Annotated in this window: 17 protein-coding genes; all 17 read left to right on the forward strand. The window is 48.1% G+C overall.

Translation table 11 applies throughout. The annotated features are described in order from the left end of the window. The first annotated feature begins 426 nt into the window (after positions 1 to 426). Positions 427 to 882 carry a DVU3141 family protein gene (locus L1249_RS15060; protein WP_044630585.1) on the forward strand — a complete coding sequence of 152 codons (456 nt, stop codon included), beginning with the start codon at positions 427 to 429 and terminating at the stop codon, positions 880 to 882. Continuing rightward, on the forward strand, positions 882 to 2,615 hold the full coding sequence (locus tag L1249_RS15065) for a polysaccharide biosynthesis/export family protein (protein WP_235253687.1): 1,734 nt from the start codon (positions 882 to 884) through the stop codon (positions 2,613 to 2,615). The genes L1249_RS15060 and L1249_RS15065 overlap by 1 nt, the downstream gene beginning before the upstream one ends. Positions 2,616 to 2,825: 210 nt before the next feature. Beyond that, positions 2,826 to 3,635, forward strand: a complete 810-nt coding sequence (locus L1249_RS15070; RefSeq protein WP_235253688.1) for an ABC transporter permease — start codon at positions 2,826 to 2,828, stop codon at positions 3,633 to 3,635. A gap of 3 nt (positions 3,636 to 3,638) precedes the next feature. Then, positions 3,639 to 4,736, forward strand: a complete 1,098-nt coding sequence (locus tag L1249_RS15075) for a chain-length determining protein (protein ID WP_235253689.1) — start codon at positions 3,639 to 3,641, stop codon at positions 4,734 to 4,736. A 779-nt stretch (positions 4,737 to 5,515) separates the two neighbouring features. Beyond that, the gene (locus L1249_RS15080) at positions 5,516 to 5,707 is read left to right on the forward strand and encodes a DUF2283 domain-containing protein (RefSeq protein WP_016913348.1); all 192 of its coding nucleotides are present in this window, start codon (positions 5,516 to 5,518) and stop codon (positions 5,705 to 5,707) included. A 527-nt stretch (positions 5,708 to 6,234) separates the two neighbouring features. Beyond that, positions 6,235 to 6,501, forward strand: coding sequence for a hypothetical protein (locus tag L1249_RS15085; protein ID WP_016913346.1), 267 nt, complete (start codon positions 6,235 to 6,237; stop codon positions 6,499 to 6,501). Then, entirely contained in the window at positions 6,489 to 7,184 is a 696-nt protein-coding gene (locus tag L1249_RS15090) for a zeta toxin family protein (RefSeq protein WP_235253690.1), read from the forward strand. Before L1249_RS15085 ends, L1249_RS15090 begins: the two co-directional genes overlap by 13 nt. A gap of 475 nt (positions 7,185 to 7,659) precedes the next feature. Then, entirely contained in the window at positions 7,660 to 8,634 is a 975-nt protein-coding gene (locus L1249_RS15095; protein ID WP_235253691.1) for a DUF4351 domain-containing protein, read from the forward strand. Positions 8,635 to 9,077: 443 nt separating this feature from the next. Continuing rightward, complete coding sequence (locus L1249_RS15100; protein ID WP_235253692.1) at positions 9,078 to 10,499, forward strand: MBL fold metallo-hydrolase RNA specificity domain-containing protein; 1,422 nt, start codon at positions 9,078 to 9,080, stop codon at positions 10,497 to 10,499. A gap of 56 nt (positions 10,500 to 10,555) precedes the next feature. After that, positions 10,556 to 11,296, forward strand: a complete 741-nt coding sequence (locus tag L1249_RS15105; RefSeq protein ID WP_081136789.1) for a phosphoribosyltransferase — start codon at positions 10,556 to 10,558, stop codon at positions 11,294 to 11,296. A gap of 971 nt (positions 11,297 to 12,267) precedes the next feature. After that, positions 12,268 to 13,692, forward strand: coding sequence for an MBL fold metallo-hydrolase RNA specificity domain-containing protein (locus L1249_RS15110; protein WP_235253693.1), 1,425 nt, complete (start codon positions 12,268 to 12,270; stop codon positions 13,690 to 13,692). 233 nt (positions 13,693 to 13,925) lie between these two features. Beyond that, positions 13,926 to 14,594 (forward strand): ABC transporter ATP-binding protein, encoded by a 669-nt coding sequence (locus L1249_RS15115; protein ID WP_235253694.1) that lies wholly within the window; start codon positions 13,926 to 13,928, stop codon positions 14,592 to 14,594. 34 nt (positions 14,595 to 14,628) lie between these two features. Next, positions 14,629 to 16,110, forward strand: a complete 1,482-nt coding sequence (locus tag L1249_RS15120) for a hypothetical protein (RefSeq protein WP_235253695.1) — start codon at positions 14,629 to 14,631, stop codon at positions 16,108 to 16,110. 36 nt (positions 16,111 to 16,146) lie between these two features. Further along, positions 16,147 to 17,085 (forward strand): coiled-coil domain-containing protein 30, encoded by a 939-nt coding sequence (locus tag L1249_RS15125; protein WP_235253696.1) that lies wholly within the window; start codon positions 16,147 to 16,149, stop codon positions 17,083 to 17,085. Positions 17,086 to 17,162: 77 nt separating this feature from the next. Further along, positions 17,163 to 19,853 carry a glycosyltransferase family 2 protein gene (locus L1249_RS15130; protein WP_235253697.1) on the forward strand — a complete coding sequence of 897 codons (2,691 nt, stop codon included), beginning with the start codon at positions 17,163 to 17,165 and terminating at the stop codon, positions 19,851 to 19,853. 85 nt (positions 19,854 to 19,938) lie between these two features. Further along, complete coding sequence (gene tviB, locus L1249_RS15135; RefSeq protein ID WP_235253698.1) at positions 19,939 to 21,210, forward strand: Vi polysaccharide biosynthesis UDP-N-acetylglucosamine C-6 dehydrogenase TviB; 1,272 nt, start codon at positions 19,939 to 19,941, stop codon at positions 21,208 to 21,210. A 14-nt stretch (positions 21,211 to 21,224) separates the two neighbouring features. After that, positions 21,225 to 22,178, forward strand: coding sequence for a Gfo/Idh/MocA family oxidoreductase (locus L1249_RS15140; RefSeq protein ID WP_235253700.1), 954 nt, complete (start codon positions 21,225 to 21,227; stop codon positions 22,176 to 22,178).

Below are 22,178 nucleotides of genomic sequence, written 5' to 3' on the forward strand. Positions count from 1 at the left end.
TTGCTGAGTTGCGTTAGACTGTTTCATGACCTGCCTCCCTCAATAGTGGCTCTGCATTTTGGTCCCTACCTCAACGTAATCCACGACGTTGAGGAGGGGCAGGTCAATCCATGATGTCTACTCGATCTTAAAAACTAGAAAATTCATCTCGCTGACGTGAGGTTGGGGTGCTGCTCCCCGTCACGTTCATGGATTTTGGACGCGAGCCGATTTTTTTATTGTACGCCGCCTAATGCACGGCATGCTAAATAGAGTTAATTGAATGTACAAGCCTTGTCAACGTAGAGCCCCAGCGGTTAATCCCTTACAATGCAGGGTGCTTTTTAATGGCGCAGGTTAATTACATTTCATCCGCACAGCATAGGGCAAGGGAATGCGCCCGTTACAATCCCTGGGCGGTAGCGTGCCTTTTTATTGGAAATCATCATGTCAAACTCCCTCATTTTCATAGCGCGGCCAGCTCGCATGCTGTTGGCCGCCTTGAGCGTTGCCGTTGTTAGCGGCTGCGCTACCTACCCGAGCGGCAACCAGCAGCAGGTGCAGTACGTGCTTGGTAACGACACCGCCAAGCCGCTGCAAGATGAAAACCTCAACGGCTTTCTCGCACAAGCACCAGCCGGAGCCGTGCTCAACCTAGTACAAAGCCCCTGGGGCGATAACGTCGAGATCGTGGCCGATGCGCCCTATTTGGCCGCCAGTGGTCGCGAGTGCCGCAAACTGCGGGTTATCGAGCAGGGTAGCGGTGCTGCCCGTACCGCGCTGACCTGTGCGACCCCCAATGGTTGGGTAAATCAGCGCATGCTGCTGCCAGAAAGCCAGCAGGGCGCGATGTCGCTCTCGCCAACGACGCATTCCCCAGGAACCACACAAGGGCGCTATTAATGAGCTTGCAACGCGTAATGAAACGGCTTTCTCTCACGCGCCCGGTAGCGGTGTTATCACTGGCCCTGTTGGGCACTGCCGCTAGCAGCGTTAGCTGGGCGCAGAGCATAAGCCTACCCAATACCATTCTCCCGGAAGACCAGGCCAGCCAGCAGCGGGTAGAGCCTCCGGTGAACGACACTCCCCGCGCCGACTGGCGTAGCGGCACCTATGGCCCGGTGGCGAACCAGCCTCAGCAAAACCCCGATGCGCTTCCCCCCTTTGGGGCCAACCTCTTTACCGGTGGCTTTCGTGGGGCGATGGGAGACGGCCTAAATGCCGATTACCAAGTCAAACCCGGCGACCAAATCACCGTGCGTGCCTGGGGCGCGTTCGAGTTTGACCGCGTGCTGCCGGTGGATGCCCAAGGCAACATCTTTATTCCCGGCTCTGGCCCGCTCAATGTAGAAGGCCAAAACAGCCAGCAGGTGGATAGCCGCGTGCGGGGTGCGATTACCTCGGTCTACCCCGAAAACGTACAGGTATACACCAACGTACAGGGCGTGCAGCCCGTGGCCGTGTTCGTCACTGGTTACGTGGAAAACCCCGGCCGCTTTGCAGGAACTCCCAACGACTCCGTGCTCTACTTCCTGGACCAAGCAGGCGGTATTGATCAAGACCTGGGCAGCTATCGCCAAATCCGCGTGATTCGCAACGACCAAACCGTCGCCACGGTGGATCTCTACGACTTCCTGATCAACGGCAGCATCGCGCGCCCGCAGTTTCAGGATGGCGACACCATCGTAGTGGAAGAGCGCGGCCCGGCCATTGCCGTGGTGGGCGATGTCCACCGTGAACACCGCTACGAGCTTATCGGCAACCAGCTAAGCGGTGCGGAACTGGTAGAGCTTGCCCGCCTCAGAAGCGGCGTATCCCATGTGCTGCTGCGCGGCGACCGTTCCGATGGCCCCATGGCCCAGTACTTCCCGCTGAACGAGTTCTATACTCAAACCATTCGTAGCGGCGATGAAGTGGCGTTTAGCGCCGACCAGCGCAGTGAAACTATCGTGGTCGAAGTAGAGGGCAGCTACTACGGCCCCTCGCGTTTTGCGTTACCCCGCGATGCCCGCTTAAGCGAACTGCTGGATGCCATTCCCGTGCCGGAAAACATGACCGCCGTGGAAAGCATTTCACTACAGCGTGAAAGCGTGAAGCAGCAGCAACAGCAATCCATGGAAGACAGCCTGCGTCGCCTGGAAACCACCTATCTCAGTGCCCAGTCCAGCACCAACGAAGAAGCGCAAATTCGTGCCCAAGAAGCCGAGCTGATTCAAAACTTCGTGCAGCGCGCCCGCGAGCTAGAGCCCAGCGGCCGCTTGGTAGTGGCCTACAACGACCGCATTGCGGATATCCGCCTGCAAGATGGCGATGTGATCACCATTCCGGAAATCAGCGACTCCATTCTGATCAGCGGTGAAGTACTGGTGCCGCAAGCGGCGGTATACCGCCCCGGCATGAGCGTGATCGACTACATCGAAAGCGCTGGCGGCTTTACCCAACGCGCCGACGACGACCACATCCTGCTGGTTCGCCAAAACGGCGCGGTGGAAAACGCCCGCAACACTCCGCTGCGCCCAGGTGATGAAATCCTCGTGATGCCCGAAGCGCCCACGCACAACCTGCAGCTAGCCGCTACGCTCACGCAAATCCTCTACCAAGTGGCTGTAGCCACCCGCGTTGCAGTGGATCTGTGATGGGTGGTTGGTAAATAGTGATTGGTGGTTGGTAAATAGTGAGTGGTGAGTAGTGAAGGTGGTATCTCGTAGCGCGGCGTAACGACTGAGCGAGAGCAACGAACGAAAGAGGCACCCGCGGAGGCGGCGCCAGCCGCCCCAATGCCGCCACTAAACGCGATAACGCCACACAACATATTTCATCACGCTCTTTTCAAAAGAAACGGCTTCATGAATAACTCACATAGCGCCCCAAAAGGGGCGCGCACCCCTTGGCAAGTCACCCGCAGCGTGTGGTACGCCATGTTCATGCGGGAAGCCATTTCCCGCACCATGGCCGACCGTATGGGCTGGTTCTGGATGGTTTTTGAACCAGTAGCGCTGATAGCAATAATGGCGTTGATTCGAAGTTTTGTAAGTGGTGATCAGCTTATAGCAAACGCCCCTTTTATCCCTTGGATGATTACTGGGATGTTAGGCTTTTTTTTAGTGCGTGATGGAATGCTTCGAGGGATGGGAGCTATACAAGGCAATAGTTCGCTTTTTGCCTATAGACAAGTCCAGCCGGTGGACCCAGTCCTCGTACGTAATTTTCTAGAAGGTGTGCTAAGAACGTTTGTTTTTTTATTGTTTATACTAGGCGGCCTTATGTTAGAAGTGGATTTATATCCAGATAATGCAGTGCGTGCAATGGGAGGGTGGCTGTCACTGTGGTTTCTTGGATTGGGGCTAGGCTTGTTATCTTCTGTTAGCGCTACTTTAATACCTGAGGTAGGCAAGGTGATTGCAATGGTGTCGCTTCCATTGTTAATTATTTCAGGTGTAATTTTTCCTATTAATCAAATGCCTCATTGGTTGTTGGAATATTTGATGCTTAATCCGATACCACATGGTTTAGAGGTTCTGCGTCTTGGTTTTTTTGAAAATTACAAAGTGATACACGGTACAAGCATGGTTTACTTCTGGCTTGTCACGCTTTCGTTAAACGCCCTGGGGCTACTAATGCATCTACGTTTTGTTGACCGGTTAAAGGCTAAATAATCCATGCACGTATCGTTTACCCGTTTTATAAAGCAGTCGCCGCATTGGGCGTTGGCCTTTATCGCTATTGTGCTGGTAAGTTTTTACTGGTTTATATGGGCCGAGGATCGCTATGTTTCCCGCGCCACGGTTGTACTGGAAAGCCCCCAGGTCGCCACGCCGGAACTCAGCTTTTCTTCGTTAATGGGCAGTGGTGCAGGCAACACCTCAGACCTGCTTCTGCTACGTGAACACTTACTCTCGGTGGACATGCTGCGCCTGCTGGATGAGCAGCTAGGCATCCGCCAGCACTACAGCGAACACGGTGATTTCTTCGCCAAGCTGCGCGACCCTAACGTACCCATCGAAGACCTACATGAATACTACCTACGCCGGGTAGAAGTAGAGCTAGACGAATACGCCGGTGTGTTGAACATTCGTGTGCAAGGCTACACGCCGGAGTTCGCCCACGATATGGCATCGCTACTGCTAGAAGCGGGCGAAAACCACATGAACGAAATGGGCCACCGCCTAGCCGATGAGCAGGTGCTTTTCCTGGAACGGCAAATGGTGCGCCTGGAAGAGCGCTTTGAAGAGACCCGCGCCCAACTGCTCGAATTCCAAAACGAATACGGCTTGGTATCGCCCACCGCCACGGTAGAAAGCATTAACCAAGTGGTGGCAACGCTAGAAGGTGACCTAGCCCGCCTGCAAGCCCAACGCAACGCCCTGGCCAGCTTCCAAAGCTCGCAATCGGCCGAGCTACGCCAAGTAGAGCGCAGCATTGCAGCCCTGCGTGACCAAATCGTAGAGCAGCGCGACCGCCTAGCCCAAGCCACCGGTAATTCGCTCAACCGGGTATCCGCCGAGTACGAAACCTTAGAGCTACGAGCCCAGTTCGCCCAGGAAACTTACTCCAGCGCACTGGCCGCACTTGAAAACACCCGCTTAGAAGCCGCCCGCCAGCTCAAGCAGGTCAGCGTGCTACAAAGCCCGCTGATGCCGGAATACCCCACAGAGCCCAACCGCCTCTACAACAGCACGGTATTCGCCATCATCACCATCTTCCTCGCCTTCATCCTCAGCATGATGATCATGATCGTCAAAGACCACCGGGATTAGGGTTGTTGGTGAGTGGTGAGTAGTGAGTGGTGAGTAGTGAATGGTGAGTGGTGAGTGGTGAGTGGTGAGTAGTGAGTGGTGAAGGGAGCCGCCACCCCGTAGCGCGGCGTAACGAAAGAGCGAGGTCACGAGCGAAAGAGGCACCCGCGTTGGCGGCGCCAGCCGCCCCGATTGAGCCACGGTGATCGAGCAAACCCCAGTGGCATATTCGGCACCCCTCACGGGGTGCTTCGCGGGTGCGCTCCGCTTACGCCGCGCTACGGATGTATCGCCAACGATACGCATGGGCAACCACCCCGTAGCGCGGCGTAACGAAAGAGCGAGGTCACGAGCGAAAGAGGCACCCGCGTTGGCGGCGCCAGCCGCCCCGATTGAGCCACGGTGATCGAGCAAACCCCAGTGGCCTCATCGGCACCCCTAACGGGATGCTTCGCGGGTGCGCTCCGCTTACACCGCGCTACGGATGTATCGCCAACGATACGCATGGGCAACCACCCCGTAGCGCGGCGTAACGAAAGAGCGAGAGCAACGAGCGAATGAGGCACCCGCGGGGGCGGCGCATAGCCGCCTAGATGTGGCTACCGGGAAGCATCAAACCTCACTGGCCTCATCGGCACCCCTAACGGGATGCTTCGCGGGTGCGCTCCGCTTACACCGCGCTACGGGAACACCGCCAACGTTATGAGGCGTGGCACCAACCTCTTGTCGATTGCAGCAGTCTTGGAAGATAGAATAGTGGTAAAGACAGTCATGCATCACTTTGGGTGGGAGGATAAGTAATGCGAACTACGTACGATGAAGCAGATGATATCCTGGTTCTGCACCTATCAGAAAAGCCTACCGTTAGGGAGGTTTCTCAAGATTGGCATACACATATTAGTTACGCAGAGGATGGCACGATCAATGAAATCGTCATTCTGGAAGCCTCGAAGCAAGGTGCATGGCCACTCTTAAAAAGCCAAGCCGCTTAACGAACCCCATCACCACTCCTCGCTGCTCCCGAGGGTACGCAATCGCTTACACCGCGCTACAGGTGAATCACCAACGATACGCATGGGCGAGCACCCCGTAGCGCGGCGTAACGAGAGAGCGAGAGAAACGAGCGAAAGAGGCACCCGCGTTGGCGGCGCCAGCCGCCCCGATCAAGCCACGGTGATCGAGCAAACCCCAGTGGCATATTCGGCACCCCTCACGGGGTGCTTCGCGGGAGCGCTCCGCTTACGCCGCGCTACGAACACCGCCAACCTCGAAAGCGCGCAACCCCGTTGCACAACGTAATGGTCAAGCGAGCCACCACCCCGTAACGCGGCGTAACGAAAGAGCGAGAGAAACGAACGAAAGAGACACCCGCAGCGGCGGCCCGGCGCGAAGGGCGGCGTCAGCCGCCCTGATCGAGCCACGATATTTAATGAATCATTGCAATAGCCTGCTCTATTCGAAACTACTCGGTCTATAATGAATCTATGGTTTCACAAGCTGTACTGAGAAGGGGGAAATCATGAGTCAGAAATCAAACCACGAGAAGCTAGCGATGGTGCGCAAAGGTAAGAGAAAAGATCCAATGCAAGACACGCGCTCACTCATGCAGTTTGCGAGTGAATCCTCTCGCGCGGCCATCCAAAGAAATTTGGCGGCAGGTGTTTCTGTGGTCTATGAACGTGATGGCTATCTGGTTGAAGAGTCGCCCGATCATCAGGTCAAGCAGCTCAAAAAGTTAAAACAAGCCCAGCCGTTCAATCTTAGGGAGTATTTGTGCCAAGGCTAAGGCTTGTTGCTGGCCCAAATGGCTCGGGTAAAACAACCCTGACTCAATTTTTGCTTAGTAAGAAAATACCATTAGGGCAATATTTAAATCCTGATGATATTGCGAAGCATATTGAGCTAAATGATGTTATTGAAAAAACCTCAACCGCAATGTCTGAGGGCAAGGCGTCCGTAAAGTCTTTTGCTAAAGAGTTTGAAACGTATTTTGCTGCGATATCTGCGCAAGCGATTGCCACAGCCCTGAGAGAGGATTGGTTGGAGTCTGGGCTATCTCTCACCTATGAATCTGTTATGAGTCATAGTAGTCACATAAGATTTGTTGAAAAAGCACTAGATTTTGGGTTTGAGCCCTACCTCTATTATATTTGCACATCAAGCCCTGAGATTAATCAGGCTCGTGTTGCACAAAGAGTTTCGAGTGGTGGGCATGATGTCCCTGCCGAAAAGATAATAAGTCGCTATCAAGCAAGCTTGTCACTTTTGCATGAAATGGTTGTGAAATGTAGAAGAGCTTATTTTTTTGATAATTCCAGTGAAATGCATCTGCATTTTGCAGAAGCCACACCTGATGGTTATTTAGATATCTACGAAAGCGAATTTAACAAAATTGATTCACTTTGGTTTGTCGATTCAGTGCTTAAAAAATGGGACAGATCTAAAGTGAGATCTGCACGCCCCTCATAACGCACGTAGCAATAAATAGCCGCCAACACCCGTATTAGCGGCCCTAGCCGCCCTGATTGAGCCACGGTGATCGAGCAAACCCCAGTGGCATATTCGGCACCCCTAACGGGATGCTTCGCGGGTGCGCTCCGCTTACGCCGCGCTACAGGTGAATCACCAACGATACGCATGGGCGAGCACCCCGTAGCGCGGCGTAACGAAAGAGCGAGGTCACGAGCGAAAGAGGCACCCGCGTTGGCGGCGCCAGCCGCCCCGATTGAGCCACGGTGATCGAGCAAACCTCACTGGCCTCATCGGCACCCCTAACGGGATGCTTCGCGGGTGCGCTCCGCTTACACCGCGCTACGGATGTATCGCCAACGATACGCATGGGCGAGCACCCGCAGCTCGGCGCGACGGGCGGCGCTAGCCGCCCCGACTGAGCCCCAGCAAGGACTGAGCCCCAGCAAGGACTGAGCTACAGCAAGGAAAAGCCATGGTGAACCGTACAAGCCACGATCAAAATTTCAAAAACCTGATTTTGGACTATCCTCGCGAAGCCCTCGCTTTCTTTGCATCAGAAGAGGCTGGAGATTTACTGCCTAGCGTCAAAGTCACTCCTATTCGCCAGGAGCAATTAAAAGAGCGCCTGGGTGACAGATTTCATGAGCTAGACGTACCGTTGCTGGTAGAGTGGCCAAATGGGCAACGCGAAGCGCTACTGTTCACGCTAGAAGAAGAAACGGATCCCGGCCGTTTCTCGATCCACAGGCTGGCGCACTACACACTGCACCTGAGTGAGCTATTCGATACAGAACGAGTGGTACCGGTGGTGATTTTTTTGAATTCTAATAAAAAAGTGGCAGAAAGCCTGCATATTCGAAGTGAACGCCATAGCTACCTACAGTTTCACTATTTACATACACATTTAAATAAATTGCCGGCCAATCAGTATTTTAGTAGCCAAAATATCGTGGCGCGCCTGAATTTACCGAATATGGCATGGGCAGAGAAAGATAAAATCGATGTATACGCCAATGCCATACAAGGTCTGTTTTCGCTGGAACCAAGCATTGAAAAGCAACTCAAATACATAGACTTTGTCGATATCTACAGCGATTTAAGCACAGATGAAAGACAAGCCTACCAAAGGCGCTATCCTCAGGAGGAAAGCAAAATGGCTGGTTTAGCAGAGCGTCTTCGTACGGAAGGTATTCAGCAAGGCATGCAGCAAGGCATGCAACAGGGCATGCAACAGGGCATGCAACAGGGCATGCAACAGGGCATGCAACAGGGCCGTCAGCATGAAGCACAAAATATGCTGCGAAAGCTGCTCATGCTGAAGTTTGGCGAGTTACCGTCATGGGCCGATACCCAAATTGAGGCGGCTTCCATAGAGCAGCTGGAAAAATGGATGGAAGGCATATTGAGTGCCAACACATTGGAAGCCCTGATCGAACCTATTCAGTAACCGCTGACATTCACGCCATCACCAGCACCCCTCACGGGGTGCTTCGCGGGAGCGCTCCGCTTACACCGCGCTACGGGAACACCGCCAACGTTATGAGGCGTGGCACCATCCTCGTTTCGCGCCATAACGAGCAACCGCGTCAACACCTCGAATGGCGGCACCAACCCCGTAACGCGGCGTAACGAAAGAGCGAGAGCAACGAGCGAAAGAGGCACCCACCGCACCTAGCTCGCTCAAGCCATCGCCCAATGAATTGGCCTCCCACAGCAAGTGAGTAGTGAGTGGTGAAGGGTGAAGGGTGCTATCACCCCGTAGCGCGGCGTAACGAAAGAGCGAGAGCAGCGAGCGAAAGAGGCACCCGCGAAGGCGGCGCCAGCCGCCCCGATCACGCCACCAAACGCCAAAATGCCATACTGCTAAGAGAAAGCACGAAAAGGAATTCAATGCTCAACATCACACACCACGGCGGTGCCACAGGCGTCACCGGAAGCTGCCACCAGCTCACCCTCGATAGCGAAAACTCACTGCTGATCGACTGCGGGCTATTCCAAGGCGAAGACGCAACAGAAGACGCCTTCGATCAGCTACAAATTGAATTCGATATCAGCACGGTCAAAGCGCTGGTCATCACCCACGTACACATTGACCATGTAGGCCGCTTGCCCTACCTGCTGGCGGCGGGGTTCAAAGGGCCAATCATCTGCTCCATTCCCTCGGCCAAACTGCTGCCCCTAGTGATTGAAGACGCTCTAAAAATCGGCTTCACCCGCAACGCCCAGCTCATCGAGCGTTTCCAGCAACAGCTAGAAAGCCAAATCGTCAGCGTGCCCTACGGCAAATGGCACACCGTGGTAGAAAAAACCGAAGAAGGCGGCATCACCACCCGCGTGAAGCTCAAGCGGGCAGGGCACATACTGGGCTCCAGCTACGTGGAAGTAGCCCACCAGCACCCCAACGGCGAAAAGGAACGGGTGATATTCAGCGGCGATTTAGGCGCTCCCTACGCACCGCTACTGCCCGCGCCCCAATCGCCCTACGGCTGCGAACAATTGGTACTCGAAAGCACCTACGGCGACCGAAACCACCCCGACCGCCGCCAGCGCCGCGCCACTTTAAAACATGCCATCGAACAAGCACTCACTAACGGCGGCACGGTCATGGTGCCCGCCTTCAGCATTGGCCGTACTCAGGAGCTGCTCTACGAACTGGAAGGCATCATTCACGAAGCCGAGCGCAACGCCAAACGCGGCCTCCCCAAAAGCCAGTGGCAAGCGCTAGAAATCATTGTCGATTCACCGCTGGCCGCCCGCTTCACCCAGGTATACCGCGAGCTGAAGCCCTACTGGGACGACGAAGCCCAACGCCGCCTGCGCAGTGGCCGCCACCCGCTCAACTTCGCCAACCTCTACACCGTAGACAGCCACGAAGCCCACGAGCGAACGGTCAGCTACCTGGCCAGCACAGGCCGCCCCGCCGTAGTGATAGCCGCCAGTGGCATGTGCGCAGGCGGGCGCATTATGAACTACCTCAAAGCCATGCTCGGCGATGAACGCCACCAGGTACTATTCGTAGGCTACCAAGGCGCAGGCACCCCAGGGCGGGATATTCAGCAATACGGCCCACAAGGCGGCTGGGTAAACATCGACGGCGAGCGGTTTGATATAAAAGCGGGCGTTTCCAGCATCAGCGGCTACTCCGCCCACGCCGACCAAAAAGGCCTGCTCAACTTCGTCAAACGCATGCGCCGCTGGCCCCATACCATCCATTTAGTTCACGGCGAACAAACCGCGCGCAGCGCACTCAAACGTGAGCTGGAAGCGATGTACGCTCGGAAAGGGAAAGAAGTGAAGGTTCATAATGGCTAATCAACAGGCCAAGTATGTTACGGAGATCGATCAGCTGCACATTTTGAGACAATGCAATGGATAGAGTGTATGCATTTCCAAAAGAAACCAAGCATTTTCATTGTTTCACGAGTGATGAAGATATAAAGCAGCATGCTGCCTATAGAGATGCCAAGTCAGGAGATGCAGAAGCTGCTTTACAACTTGTGGGTGATTTGGCTCTTGAGTTTCTGTTCTCTCTTGAAAATGAATTTCCTGAAGGAAGTATTTTTGTATCGCCCTACGCTCAAGAGGCTTCAGGTGATAATGCTTTACCTCTGATCCTCTCGCTGATGTGCGCAGAGGTGCTAGATGGTGTTAGTGAAACAGATATCGTTCAAATGCAAAAAGTGTTTCATACCGGGGCTGACCCTATGGAAAGACTCATTGCAAGACCCTCATTCGAGGGAGCTGTTCAGCATGGTGGTCGTTATATATTAGTAGATGACGTCACTAGTATGGGTAGCACGTTAGCTGAGCTGGCTAATTATTTGTTAATGAATGGTGGATACGTTATTGGGACGGTTCTGTTAGTAAATGCAGGTCGTTCGAAGGAGTTTCGAGCCTTAAAAAAACATACTCAGCTATTGGAGGAGCGTTTCTCTGATGAAATCAAAAATATCTTCGGAATACACATCTCAGCCCTCACCGCCAACGAATCAAGTTATCTCGTCGGCTTCAGAACCGCTGACGAGATCCGAAATCGATGCATTAAGGCAGAAAAAGAGACAGTTAAGCGCTTATTATCAAAAAATTATCCATATGCGGCTGGCAGCTAAGTAATGACTAACGGCTCATCATTTCCCGATGCCTGTTACCTATATGGAACCACCACCCCGTTTCGCGCCATAACGAAAGAGCGAGAGCAACGAGCGAAAGAGGCACCCGCGGAGGGCGGCGTTAGCCGCCCCGATCGAGCCAGGGTGATCGAGCAGGCCTTACCAGCACCCCTAACGGGGTGCTTCGCGGGTGCGCTCTGCTTACACCGCGCTACGGGAACACCGCCAACGTTATGAGGCGTGGCACCAACCCCGTTTCGCGCCATAACGAGCAACCGCGTCAACACCTCGAATGGCGGCACCAACCCCGTAGCGCGGCGTAACGAAAGAGCGAGAGCAGCGAGCGAAAGAGGCACCCGCGTTGGCGGCGCCAGCCGCCCTGATCGAGCCACGGTAATTGAGCAAACCTCATTGGCCTCACCGGCACCCCTCACGGGGTGCTTCGCGGGTGCGCTCCGCTTACACCGCGCTACGGGAACACCGCCAACGTTATGAGGCGTGGCACCATCATCGTTTCGCGCCATAACGAGCAACCGCGTCAACACCTCGAATGGCGGCACCAACCCCGTAGCGCGGCGTAACGAAAGAGCGAGAGCAGCGAGCGAAAGAGGCACCCGCGTTGGCGGCGCCAGCCGCCCTGATCGAGCCACGGTAATTGAGCAAACCTCATTGGCCTCACCGGCACCCCTCACGGGGTGCTTCGCGGGTGCGCTCCGCTTACACCGCGCTACGGGAACACCGCCAACGTTATGAGGCGTGGCACTATCCTCGTTTCGCGCCATAACGAGCAACCGCGTCAACACCTCGAATGGCGGCACCAACCCCGTAGCGCGGCGTAACGAAAGAGCGAGAGCAACGAGCGAAAGAGGCACCCGCGAAGGGCGGCGCCAGCCGCCCCGATCACGCCACTGAACCCCAAAACGCCTCATTGCTAAAAGAAAGCACGCTCAAAAAGCACGAAAAGGAAGTCAATGCTCAACATCACTCACCACGGCGGAGCCAAAGGCGTCACTGGAAGCTGCCACCAGCTCACCCTCGATAGCGAACACTCACTGCTCATCGACTGCGGGCTATTCCAAGGCGAAGACGCAACAGAAGACGCCTTTGAGCAGCTACAAATCGAATTCGATATCAGCACCGTCAAAGCGCTGGTCATCACCCACGTACACATTGATCACGTAGGCCGCTTGCCTTACCTACTGGCGGCCGGGTTCAAAGGGCCGATCATCTGCTCCATTCCCTCGGCCAAACTGTTGCCCCTGGTGATCGAAGACGCCCTAAAAATCGGCTTCACCCGCAACGCCCAGCTCATCGAGCGTTTCCAGCAACAGCTAGAAAGTCAAATCGTCAGCGTGCCCTACGGTAAATGGCATACCGTGGTCGAAAAAACCGAAGCAGGCAGCATCACCACACGGGTAAAGCTCAAGCGGGCAGGGCACATTCTTGGTTCCAGCTACGTAGAAGTCGCCCACCAGTACCCTAATGGTGAAAAGGAACGGGTCATCTTCAGCGGCGATCTAGGTGCTCCCTACGCACCGCTACTGCCCGCGCCCCAATCGCCCTACGGCTGTGAGCAATTGGTACTCGAAAGCACCTACGGCGACCGCCAGCACCCTGACCGCCGCCAGCGCCGCGCCACGCTGAAACAGGCCATCGAGCAAGCGCTCACTAACGGCGGCACGGTCATGGTGCCCGCCTTCAGCATTGGCCGAACCCAAGAGTTGCTCTACGAGTTGGAAGGCATCATTCATGAAGCCGAGCGCAACGCCAAACGCGGGCTGCCCAAAAGCCTATGGCAAACGCTGGAGATCATCGTCGATTCGCCGCTGGCCGCCCGCTTCACCCAGGTATACCGCGAGCTGAAACCCTACTGGGACGACGAAGCTCAACGCCGCCTGCGCAGTGGCCGCCACCCGCTCAACTTCGCCAACCTCTACACCGTAGACAGCCACGAAGCCCACGAGCGAACGGTCAGCTACCTGGCCAGCACAGGCCGCCCAGCGGTGGTCATCGCCGCCAGCGGCATGTGCGCAGGCGGGCGTATCATGAACTACCTAAAAGCCATGCTAGGCGATGAACGCCACCAGGTACTGTTCGTCGGCTACCAGGGCGCAGGCACCCCAGGCCGCGCCATACAGCAATACGGCCCGCGTGGCGGCTGGGTCGAGATCGACAACCAGCGATACGATATCAAAGCAGGCGTCACCTCCATCAGCGGCTACTCCGCCCACGCCGACCAAAACGACCTGCTCAACTTCGTCAAACGCATGCGCCGCTGGCCCCATACCATCCATTTAGTTCACGGCGAACAAACCGCCCGCAGCGCGCTCAAACGTGAGCTGGAAGCGATGTACACCCGTAAAGGAAAGGTGGTGAAAGTAGTGAATGGTGAGTAGCACCAGCCCCGTTTCGTCACATAACCATCAATCGTGGCAACACCTCAAATGGCGGCAACCACCTCTTTTCGCGGCAACACCCGAATGACGGCACCAACCCCGTAGCGCGGCGTAACGAAAGAGCGAGAGCAACGAGCGAAAGAGGCACCCGCGGAGGGCGGCGTTAGCCGCCCCGATCACGCCATCGAAGGCTGAAGCGCCACTACAGAACACCATCGGCAACCAAATACCAAATGATTGAAATAAAGAACCTCTACAAGCGCTACCACAACCACCACGGTAGCGACTGGGTGCTCAAAGACATCAACCTCACCATACCTACCGGGGTGAGCGTAGGCCTGATTGGTCGCAACGGTGCCGGTAAATCCACACTGCTGCGCCTTATTGCAGGAATGGATACACCAGAGCGTGGCGAGGTAATACGTCACAGCCGGGTCTCTTGGCCAGTAGGGCTAGCAGGCGGCATGCAAAACAACATGACAGGCCGCCAAAACGTCAAATTTGTAGCGCGAACACAAGGCTGTGGCCCCGAAGAAGTAAAACGGGTAATAGCGTTTGTGCAAGATTTTGCAGAGATCGGTGAAGCGTTCAATGAACCAGTACGTACGTATTCATCAGGTATGCGTTCAAGGCTCTCGTTTGGACTCTCACTAGCGTTTGATTTCGATGTTTATATTTCAGATGAAGCTACGGCGGTAGGGGATCGAGCGTTTAAAGCAAAAGCGCAAAACCTATTTAAATCGAAAGTTGGGCAATCGTCGCTGATTATTGTTTCTCACTCTGAGGGGATTCTCAAAGAGCTATGTCAAGTAGGCGTTTATATCAAGGACGGGCAAGCACTTTGGTTTGATAACATTAATGAAGCGATAGAGTCTTACCACAATGATGTGGATTCAGTCTGAAAAAATTAATTTTGCTTATTAAAAGGATTAAATGGTGAAAAGAATTATTGTCATCGGGCATAGAACTTCTCAATACAAAGAAATAAAAGATTTTTTTGTAAAAAACGGCATGTCGGAGCCTCTTCCATCTAGAAGAGAAAATATGAGGGTAGAAGAGTTAGAAAGCTCACTTTTAAAATCAGCTAATGCTATTTCATGTGTCAACGCACAAAGCCATTCTGAATTGGATCAAGTCGATATTAGTAGCACATGGCAAGGGTTAATGCTTGATTTTCTGTTAGCTAATATAAATCAGGAGAAAATATGGGGGTGGTCGTCAGAAGAGTCTGTCCAGCTTTTAAACACTTGGTTAAAAGTAGATCAAAACACATATTTTGTTTTTGTTTATCGTGACCCTATATCAGTCTTAAATGATATTTTAATTTCCGATGATGATCAAAATGTAAACAAAGCACTTGATAATTGGGCAGCATATTATAGCGCTTTGTTTAATTTTTATACAAAAAATTCGGATAGATGTTGTCTAGTTAATTCCGATGTTTTTTTTAATGAACCGATAGAGTCAGTAAAGAAAATCCCTTTTCTTTCGACTTCGTCGCTTCTAAAGAATATAGTTGAAAACTGTAGTGATAGTATCGAAAACTCAGGTGAAAATAATAAAGTATGTCTCTTACAGGAAAACAATAAATCAATAATAGCAAATCATCTAGCGAGGAAGGTAACTGAGAAACATTTAGCACATTCAGTTTATGAGGAATTAAAAGCATTATCTGTTAACCCTTTAGACGTTTTTAGGGATAGTGCAGATGAAGAGGTATGGGTTGCTCTAAAGTATGAAGCAGTAGAAGAGCTCAAGAAGAAACAGAAAGAACTTTCTGCTTTAAAAGATAAAGTTTGTGAAATCGAGCATAGTAAAAAAAATCTTGTTTTAAAAAACGAATTATTGTCAACAGAAATTGAGTTGTTGAAAAATGATGTTCTAAATAAAGCTGCTCAGATCGATAATATAGAAAAAAACCATAAAAAAACTGCTAATAAACTGATTGATACCAGATTGGTAGATGAAAATATATTACTCCAAATACAAGTAGAGTTACTTGAAGATGAAATTACCAGTGGCAGAGCCACACCTTCAACTTCAGTGCTACCTTTAACAACAGAAAAACCTGTTGCACTAGGCAAGTATGGGGCTGCTGATCGTATCAAAAGACAGTTAACCTATAGGCTAGGCGCGGTTGTAGTTAATACTAATACATTAGCGGATTGTATTACACTACCAATAAGGCTTAAGAAGGAACATGCTTCTTTTAATCAAGAGTTAGAAAAACGTAAAAAAGAATCTCTTCCACCAATTAGCCAATATGCTGACGCAGATCAAGCAGAAAGAGTAAAGCAGCATTTGTCTTACAAGCTTGGTGTTGTAGTAATGAAGAACACAAACTCAATCTACGGCGTTATCAAACTCCCTTTCTTATTAATGAAAGAATCTAAAAAATTTAAGAAAGAGAAAAAGTAAAATAGAACACATATTTTTACAAGAAAGGATACAACGTTGATCAATAACAAAGATATGTCACTAATAGATTGGCTTACAGTGCTTGTTGCAATCATGCCTCCTACAAAGATTTTAGTAGCAGGAGCAGGAAGTGGCAATGGGAGTTACTTACATTGGGCCCATTCTAATAAAATTAAAAATTTAATTCTTATAGAGGGTGAAAGTAGAGCTTATAAAAGGCTAACTGATACCTGGAAAGAGCAACCACCGGGTTGGGAATTTTTGAACTTGGTAATTGATAATGGGTCTGGTGAAAATGAATTCTATATAAGTAACATTTCAAATGAAAATGGATTGATAAGGCCTGATGCTTTGCAATGCTTGTGGTCTAATATATCTATCTCTAAAAAATATACTTGTAAGCCAACTCTGCTAGAAGAATTAAGTATTTTTACAGAAGATACTCAAAAAGACAACTGGCTGTTTGTAGATTTTTTTAGTACTCCGGATATCTTAAAAGAAGCTATAAATGATTCCATTAATGTTCTATTGATAAGGGTAGTCGCTATTGACGACGCTTCTTTTAAATCTGATCGATTAAGTTATTTGGAACGCCTAACCGAGTTTGGTTACAAGGTTATAAAAACCGAACCAGAGCGTCATTCGGGTGTTGAATTATGGCTTTGTGTAAAAGATATTCAAAATAAAACAAAATATTTAGAGGCGGAAAAAGTAAGGCTAAACAATGAAATATCATCATTGGCTTCAGAAGTGGTAAAAAGCAATAAGGAAAATAAAAACAAATCAGAAGTTATAAGTGATTTGAAAAAAGACATGGATGACTTGCATAAAAAAATGGAGGATTTAAATGTTTCAAATATTCAGCTGCGAGATATTGAAAGTAAAATGGATGCTCTATTTTGTGAGCAAAGAACATTTATGCAGCAGTCGATTAATGCTTTAGGGCAACATATAACAAGATTAAATAAAAAATAATAATATTTTCTTTGAGTTTACAACCTATCTGCTGTCCAAATTAAGAATTTTAATTTTTATCTAAGAGAGAAAGCGCCATGGCTGCCACTAGTTATCTAGTTCATGAAAGAAAGGCAAAAGAACTTTATGATGCAGGAGATTATAAAGGAGCATTTGCTTTTTATGTGAAGTCTTTGAATGTGAATCCTTTATCCTTGGCTTCAATAAAAGGTATTGTGAACGTTTTTGAAAAATCTTTTAATTTGAAATATCATGAGGAATATAATAAAAGAAAAGAGATTTTTCTAAAGAAATTCAAGAAAAATGAAAATAATATACAGCTTGTAAATGATTATTTCTCAGTATTAAATAAAAAAGTAATGGATTCATATGTCAATGCAGGCAAACATCCGTTGCAAAATAAAATTGCTAGCAAAAAAAATTTCGCTAAGCAAAAAATACTTGTATTAACATGTGTTTGGAGTAGGCCAGCTTTAACCTTGTTTTTTCTAGACTACTATAAAAATTTAAAAAAAGAATTAGAGGATAAGGTCTCTATTGATTTGTTAGTGGTAGGCTCTAAGGAAGATGATTATAAAGATAAAGTAGAGTCGTGCGGTTTTCATTATTTAGAATATGAAAACAAGCCCTTAAGCCAAAAATGGCAGGCAGGAGTGCTGAAGAGTGCTGAACTAGAATATGATGGGTTGTTAATTGTAGGTTCTGATGATTTTCTTTGTAAAAACACGTTTATCAATTATTCAGATAAGTTGAAATTTGGCTGTTTGTTTTACGGTTTTTATGATGCATATTTTTATATAGATAGCAGCAAAGAGTTATATCACTGGCCTGGGTATAATCATCATAAAAGTAAAATGCCACATAGAAATGGCGAAACAGTAGGTATGGGCCGACTAATCTCACGAGAATTACTTGAAATATTAAAATTTTCTTTATGGGATGATATTAAAATCAATTCTTCCCTAGATAACTATGTGTTCAAGAAGTTGCTAAATGAGTATGTAATACTGCCAGTGGATGAGAAATATATTGACCATTTGCCAGCAGTAAATGGTTTTAAATTAGGGCAAGTTGGCACTAGTTTTAAAGATAAGAAACTTTCCGGGATTGATGTTAAGACTGAAGTGAACGTAACTAGTACAGATGCTATAGTTAGTGTTTCGGAGAAGGTCGTTAAGAAAGAGAAAGATGAAATCTTAACTCGAACATTCGGAACAAGTAATCTAAGTGTTAACCATTCCACTGAAACTTATATAGAGCGAAAGGATAGTTATATTGAATCTAAGGATAAGAGTGTTGATGTAAGTATATTGATTGTTGCTCATAAAGAATCCCCTCTATTAGATCAATGTATCGATTCTGCATTAAAACAAAAATTTAATGGAGAATATGAAGTTGTACTGGCGAGTGACTCTAATAAAGATCTTGAGTCATATGCTGACAAATATGGCATAAAGTTTTCACTGTCTCAAAAGGTTATTAACAATACATCTTGCTCCAAAAATATTAATGACGGGGTTATTGCATGCAGTGGTAAGTACATAAAAATACTTGCTTATGATGACTTTTTGCCAGAAGGCTCAATTCAATATTTACATGATTGTGCAGTACGCGATGATGCTGCACTAGTATTTGCTAATGCTTATGAATTTTATTCTGAAAAAGATATACGTAATTATATACCACCGGTCAAAAACATAACTACTTATGAACAGTGTGTGAAGAATAGAATACATGGCGGTACTATTTTATTTAAAAAACAAAGTTTTTTACATGTTGGTGGCTATGATGAAAAACTCCCTTATGCGGAAGAATACGATTTTTATTTTAAGCTTCTAGTAAGCGGGTACAAATTTAGTTATGTAGATGCTTTTGTTTACTACTATAGAAGGCACAGTGCTCAGAAAGGAACTTCTGCCTTAAGCGCTAGCGAGAAAAAATTCAAAACTGGTTTAGTGGAAAGTATTGCAGCAAAATATCACCTATCACAAAAAGTAATAGATTTTAGGTTGCAGCTTGAGAAGTTCAATGCCGGTAAAAGTAAAATTGTTTTTTGTGTTGCATCTATAGAGAGCAGGGTAGATAGTTTAAAAGAAACTATTAAGTCTATATATGATCAAGCTGACATTATCAATATTTATCAGAATGGCTATAAAAATCTAAATTTGCTTGATGACCCCAGATCTAAAATAAATTATGTCAGCTCTTTGGATACAGGTCTGGATAAAGGCGACGCCGGAAAATTCTATTTTGTCAGTAATTATCATGATGCATATTATTTCTCTATAGATGATGATCTAGTTTACCCTCATGATTATGTGGAGAAAAATATTGAGCTTTTAAAAAGCTATAATGGGAAAGCTATTATTACTTCTCATGGTAAATTATTTAAGCCTAACTCTAAAAACTACTTTAAAGATATATGCGTTAACGTTAGATGTTTGGACGAGAGCTTAATTAGTACTCCTGTGCACTTTGGGGGTACCGGTGTGATGTGCTTTCATACAAGTATCTTCAAGCTTAGCTATGATGACTTTTATTTGCCTAATATGGCAGATGTTTTCGTCGGGATAAGTGCAAGGAAACAAGCCATAAAAATTATTACGCTGAAACATTCAAGTGGCTGGATACAAGAAACCAATGCGATGAAAGAAGCTGATGCTATGACAATATATAAACAAAGAAAGCTACATAACTCAGAGATTTATCGTGATGAAGATGTATTGCTACAGAGTTATTTTGAGACTAAAATTGGAGCAGGTGTCTAGAAGCATGTTTTATTAAATTTGATCATTTTAAATTTAATGATTTTTGTCTTAGATGCTTCAGTTTTAAATAAAGGCGAATTGAAAAATGAATGTTAAACCTAATATTGCTGTAATTGGGCTCGGCTACGTTGGCCTCCCCTTAGCTGTTGAATTTGGTAAAAAACAGAATGTCATAGGCTTTGACATCAATAGAAAGCGTGTTGACGAATTAAAGAAAGGTCACGACTTCACACTTGAGGTCTCAGAGACTGATCTCGCAACCGCAACAAACCTAGTATACAGCTATGATGTCAAAGACATAGAAGACTGTAATGTATACATCGTCACTGTCCCAACACCCATTGATGAAAATAATGCGCCGGATTTAAACCCTCTGCGCAAGGCCTCGGCTATGTTAGCTACTGTTATAAAAACAGGTGACATAGTGATTTATGAGTCTACAGTTTATCCTGGTGCCACAGAAGAAGTATGCATACCCGTTATCGAAAAGGGTTCGGGGTTAAAATTTAATCAGGATTTTTATGCGGGTTACAGTCCTGAACGAATTAACCCAGGCGATAAAATTAATACGCTGACAAAAATTAGAAAAATCACTTCTGGCTCGACACCCGAGATAGCTAAGTTTGTAGATGATCTTTATGCATCAATCATCACTGCTGGTACCCATTGCGCTAGCTCTATTAAGGTCGCTGAAGCTGCTAAGGTAATTGAAAATACGCAGCGAGATTTGAATATCGCCATAATCAACGAATTTGCTAAAATCTTCAACATTCTTGGAATTGATAGTCAGGAAGTGTTAGAGGCAGCAGGTACTAAATGGAACTTCCTACCTTTCAAACCTGGTTTGGTCGGTGGGCACTGTATAAGTGTTGATCCTTATTACCTCACTTACAAAGCTAAAGAAGTTGGTTATCAGCCAGAGGTGATCCTTGCTGGCAGACGTATCAATGATGGAATGGGACAATACACGGCTACACAGTTAGTTAAAGCAGTTAGCCGTAAGAAAATTCATATTGATGAAGCTCGCGTTTTAGTACTAGGTTTTACGTTTAAAGGTGATTGCCCAGACGTCCGTAACACTAAGATCATTGATATGATCAAAGAGCTTGAGAGCTTCAATATGCACGTTGATGTCTATGATCCGTGGGCTGAGCCAGAAGAAGTAGAAGCTGAATATGGTATTAAGCTAGAAAGCGATTTGCTTGAAGGTGCCTACGATGCTGTGGTTTTGGCTGTAGATCACTCTGATTTTAAAGAATGGGGAGCTGAAAAAATTCGCTCCTTTGGTAAAGAAAAACATGTTCTATATGATGTGAAGCATGTTTTATCTAAAAATGAATCAGATCTACGTTTGTAAGAAGGAGATAATTGATGAAGAATTTTGGATTAATTGGAGCTTCCGGTTATATTGCTCCTCGTCATATGAAAGCTATCAAAGAGCTTGGCCATAACTTGAGTGTTGGCTACGATATCAATGATTCTGTTGGTATCATTGATAGTATTTCACCAGATAGTGAGTTCTTTACTGAGTTTGAGCGCTTCCAAGAGCATGCTTATACTTTGAAACGTGATCCGAAAACTGCACTTGATTATGTTTCTATTTGCTCCCCTAATTACTTACACCATGCCCACATTGCTGCCGCTTTAAGAATGGGGTGTGATGTTATTTGTGAGAAGCCATTGGTGCCTTCTCCTGATCTATTAGACGAGTTAGCACTTGTTGAGAAAGAGACAGGTAAACGTGTCTTCAATATTCTTCAATTGCGCCACCATGAGTCTATTATTAAATTAAAAGAAAAAGTAGCAAGTGAAAACCGCGAAGATAAGTATCTCGTAGATCTCACTTATATTACATCCCGTGGTAAATGGTACATGGAAAGCTGGAAGGGCGATCCACGAAAATCCTTCGGTGTTGCAACTAATATTGGTGTGCATTTCTTTGATATGTTGCATTTCGTTTTTGGCAAGCTTGAGAAAAACGTACTGCATTATGCCAATGAATATAAGGCTTCGGGCTATTTAGAGTATGAGAAGGCAAGGGTGCCTTGGTTTCTCTCTATTGATTCCAATGACTTGCCCTCTGAGGTGCAAGGAAAGCAAACTACATTTAGAAATATTAGTTGTGAAGGTGAGCAAATAGAGTTTTCTGCTGGTTTTACTGATTTACATACCATCAGTTATCAGGAAATTCTTGCGGGTCGTGGTTATGGAATTGAAGATGCTCGCCATTGCGTAGAAACCGTAAATCAAATACGAACTGCAAAGTTTGAAGAGCCTGCAGAAGGTGAAGGGCATCCATTCCTTAGTAAACTGATCAAGGAATAA

It is taken from the genome of Halomonas sp. Cn5-12, from assembly GCF_021532545.1.
GTDB lineage: Bacteria > Pseudomonadota > Gammaproteobacteria > Pseudomonadales > Halomonadaceae > Vreelandella > Vreelandella aquamarina.

Coding starts and splice junctions, on each gene's coding strand:
- L1249_RS15060 (WP_044630585.1), top strand. CDS start 427: ATGTCAAACTCCCTCATTTTCATAGCGCGGCCAGCTCGCATGCTGTTG.
- L1249_RS15065 (WP_235253687.1), top strand. CDS start 882: ATGAGCTTGCAACGCGTAATGAAACGGCTTTCTCTCACGCGCCCGGTA.
- L1249_RS15070 (WP_235253688.1), top strand. CDS start 2,826: ATGAATAACTCACATAGCGCCCCAAAAGGGGCGCGCACCCCTTGGCAA.
- L1249_RS15075 (WP_235253689.1), top strand. CDS start 3,639: ATGCACGTATCGTTTACCCGTTTTATAAAGCAGTCGCCGCATTGGGCG.
- L1249_RS15080 (WP_016913348.1), top strand. CDS start 5,516: ATGCGAACTACGTACGATGAAGCAGATGATATCCTGGTTCTGCACCTA.
- L1249_RS15085 (WP_016913346.1), top strand. CDS start 6,235: ATGAGTCAGAAATCAAACCACGAGAAGCTAGCGATGGTGCGCAAAGGT.
- L1249_RS15095 (WP_235253691.1), top strand. CDS start 7,660: ATGGTGAACCGTACAAGCCACGATCAAAATTTCAAAAACCTGATTTTG.
- L1249_RS15100 (WP_235253692.1), top strand. CDS start 9,078: ATGCTCAACATCACACACCACGGCGGTGCCACAGGCGTCACCGGAAGC.
- L1249_RS15105 (WP_081136789.1), top strand. CDS start 10,556: ATGGATAGAGTGTATGCATTTCCAAAAGAAACCAAGCATTTTCATTGT.
- L1249_RS15110 (WP_235253693.1), top strand. CDS start 12,268: ATGCTCAACATCACTCACCACGGCGGAGCCAAAGGCGTCACTGGAAGC.
- L1249_RS15115 (WP_235253694.1), top strand. CDS start 13,926: ATGATTGAAATAAAGAACCTCTACAAGCGCTACCACAACCACCACGGT.
- L1249_RS15130 (WP_235253697.1), top strand. CDS start 17,163: ATGGCTGCCACTAGTTATCTAGTTCATGAAAGAAAGGCAAAAGAACTT.
- tviB (WP_235253698.1), top strand. CDS start 19,939: ATGAATGTTAAACCTAATATTGCTGTAATTGGGCTCGGCTACGTTGGC.
- L1249_RS15140 (WP_235253700.1), top strand. CDS start 21,225: ATGAAGAATTTTGGATTAATTGGAGCTTCCGGTTATATTGCTCCTCGT.